We start from the raw sequence: 3033 nt of genomic DNA, 5'->3' as shown, positions 1-3033 counted from the left end.
TGCCATGCCCGACGTCACTTCCGCCGCTTGCTTGATCACCGCACCGTCGGCGTCTTTCACCAAGGCAAAGCCCCGCGCCAGCACCGCCTTATGCGACAGCGTCGCCAGCAGCCGGTCGGCCTGGGTCAGTTTCCCGCGCAAGCGTTCGAGCCGCACCGAAATCATCCGGTCCTGTCGCCGCGACAGTGCCGCCAAGATATCGACCTGCAATTTCTGCCGCCTTGCGATCGGCGCGGGCGACAGCCGTGCGGCGGCGCGCGAAAACCGCGTTCGCCGCTCGCGCACGATGGCGAAGAACGCCGCTTGCGCGCGGGCGAGATCGCGGCCGGCCAATGTACGGGCCTCGTTCATGCGTCGCGACAGAGTGGCCGGCGTCAGCCGCTGTGCCTGAAGCCTAGCTCGCTTGCGTTGGACGCTGACGGACAGCGCCCGGCCAAGCCGGCTCGTCGCCTCGTCGAAGCGCCGGCGCGGCAGCGCCAGCAACTGGTCGGGCGAAGGCAGTGCACGGGCGGCGGCACGGACCGCCTGGCGCTTGCGTTCGAAATTGCGCGATACCGCGGTCTTGAGCCGCGCACCAAGGCCGGCAAGCGTCACTTCGAGGTCGGCGCGCACGGGCACGGCGATCTCGGCGGCACCCGTCGGTGTCGGCGCTCGCACATCCGCCGCCAGGTCGATCAGCGTCCAGTCCGTTTCATGGCCGACAGCGGAGATCACCGGAATACGCGAGGCGGCGACGGCACGAGCCAGCGCCTCGTCATTGAACCCCCAAAGATCCTCGAGGCTGCCGCCGCCGCGCGCCACGATCAACAGGTCGGGCTGCGGGATGACGCCATCGTGCGCCAGCGCGTTGAAGCCGTTGACGGCGGCGGTCACTTCCTTGGCCGTCGTCTCGCCCTGCACCCGCACCGGCCAGACGAGCACATGCAGCGGAAACCGGTCCTTGATCCGGTGGATGATGTCACGAATGACCGAGCCGGTCGGCGAGGTGACGACGCCGATGACGCACGGCATGAACGGCAGCAAGCGCTTGCGGCCGGCATCGAACAGGCCTTCGGCCTGCAGCCGGCGCTTGCGCTCTTCCAGCAGCGCCATCAGCGCCCCGGCGCCGGCCGGCTCCAGATTGTCGATGACGATCTGGTAGTTGGACTTTCCGGGATAGGTGGTGAGCTTGCCGGTGGCGATCACCTCCATGCCCTCTTCGGGGCGGAATTTCAGTCGGCCCATCGTGCCCTTCCACACCACGGCGTCGAGCCGCGCGCGGTCGTCCTTCAGGCAGAAATAAGCATGACCGGAGGAATGCGGCCCGCGATAGCCGGATATTTCGCCACGCACCCGCACATTGCCGAAGACGTCCTCGACCGTGCGCTTCAGCGCGCCGGAAATCTCGCTTACCGTGTATTCGGTGGCGTTGGTGCGTGATTCGGATGCTGCGTCGCTCATTGGCCGATTGGGGGGCGGTTGTGCGTCCGCGTCAAGCCGTAGGTGCTCAGCGCCGACCCCCGGGTCCTTCACCAGCCCGGCAAGATCTGGTTCGGCTTGTTCCGCTTCATCTTCGAAAAGGCGAGTGCGGCGAAGTCGAAGGTTCCCGTCTCTTCGCCGAGCGGCACGGAAATATTATCGAGGCTTTCCGAAATGTGACGGGCTAGCGCGTCGACGATCTCCGGCCGCGACGTCTGGCCGCGCATGATGCCTATGCGGCAATCGGGCAGGGCGCCGAACCCGTCGGCGTCGCCCAAAACTCGCATGCCGGGCCGCAGCGCACATTCCGGCAGCACCGAGATCGCCAGGCCGGAAAGCACCGCAGCTGTGATGACGGTGGCCGAGAAGCTGGTGAACAGGATGCGGTAGTCGCGGTTCTGCCGGTCGAGCACGTCGACAGCAGCCCGCCGCCAGATGCAGTTCGGCCGGCCGAAAGCCATCGGCAATGTGTCCTGCTCATGTGTCGCGTGGTTGGCCGAAGTGACCCACAGCAGCGGTTCGCGCCGCACCACTTCCGACTGGCCGTGCGCGTCATTGTGGGTCACCAGCGCCAGATCGAGATTGCCGCGCTTGATATGGTCGACCAGCCCGGGTGTTGGCTCGCAGATGACCGTCAGCTCGACACGTGGATTGGAACGGGCGAAGCGGGCCATGATCTCGGGCAGGAAGCGATCGGCATAGTCGTCCGGCGTGCCGATGCGGATCGTGCCTTCGAGCCGCCGGTCGTCGAAGGCGGCCAGCGTTTCCCGATTGAGGAACAGCAGCCGTCTTGCGTAGGAGAGCAGCCTGTCGCCATCTTCGGTCAGCCTGTTGGTGCGCCCGTCCTTTTCGAACAGCGGCTTGCCGATCCGTTCTTCCAGCCGGCGCATCTGCATGGACACCGCCGACTGGGTCCGATGCACCTCTTCCGCCGCGCGGGTAAAGCTGCCGGTGTCGACGATCGAGACGAAGGTCTGCAACTGATCGAGATCGAGTGGCGCTTTCATCGGTCCAATCCATCATTAGTGTTGATGCTAAAGATTAGAAACATTCGTTGGATTAATCAATCAAGCGGTGGCAGATTCAGCATTGTCCACATCAAGGCAGTGCATGTCGCCTAAGTGGTCACCGTTTTTGGGACGACGACGTGCATCTTCTACGTGGATCGGGACCGGAACGGCCGCTGTTGCCAGCGCCGATCGCCCCGTTTCGTCCGTTCAAATATGAAGGAGGCTGATATGGCTACGTTCGACTTCGCCACCGAGACTTCGCGCATCACGTCGCGTCCGGCTATTGCGACGCGCGCGGCCAATGCCATTTCCAACGTCTACCGCGCCTGGAAAAACCGCCGCGCTTTCTATCGCCTTGGCGAGATGTCGGACTCCGAACTCGCCGACATCGGCCTGACGCGCGCCGACCTGCACGTCGCTATCGACGTGCCGTTTGGCCGCGATCCGACCGAAAGGCTACGCGTCATCGCGACCGATCGCATGGACACGATCGAGGATCTTGCCCGCAAGGTGGCCTAAGGGGGCGCGCTGTAGGATTTCGCAGGCGCCCACTCCCTGCCGGTTC

Annotated in this window: 3 protein-coding genes; 1 reads left to right on the top strand and 2 read right to left on the bottom strand. The window is 64.9% G+C overall.

The features are described from left to right. Together xseA and EOC93_RS20310 are read right to left on the bottom strand one after the other, a co-directional pair. On the bottom strand, nt 1-1440 hold a 1440-nt coding region (gene xseA / locus EOC93_RS20315), incomplete at its 3' end, for an exodeoxyribonuclease VII large subunit (RefSeq protein WP_206532252.1). A 68-nt stretch (nt 1441-1508) separates the two neighbouring features. Beyond that, complete coding sequence (locus EOC93_RS20310; protein WP_126103636.1) at nt 1509-2465, bottom strand: LysR substrate-binding domain-containing protein; 957 nt, start codon at nt 2463-2465, stop codon at nt 1509-1511. A gap of 231 nt (nt 2466-2696) precedes the next feature. Between EOC93_RS20310 and EOC93_RS20305 the strand changes: the two genes are divergently transcribed. Continuing rightward, nucleotides 2697-2987, top strand: coding sequence for a DUF1127 domain-containing protein (locus tag EOC93_RS20305; RefSeq protein ID WP_095483982.1), 291 nt, complete (start codon nt 2697-2699; stop codon nt 2985-2987). Nucleotides 2988-3033: the final 46 nt, after the last annotated feature.

Source organism: Mesorhizobium sp. M6A.T.Ce.TU.002.03.1.1 (assembly GCF_003997275.1).
GTDB lineage: Bacteria > Pseudomonadota > Alphaproteobacteria > Rhizobiales > Rhizobiaceae > Mesorhizobium > Mesorhizobium mediterraneum.
The sequence above is the reverse complement of the archived record's forward strand: the minus strand, read 5'-3'. Positions and strand labels throughout refer to the sequence as shown.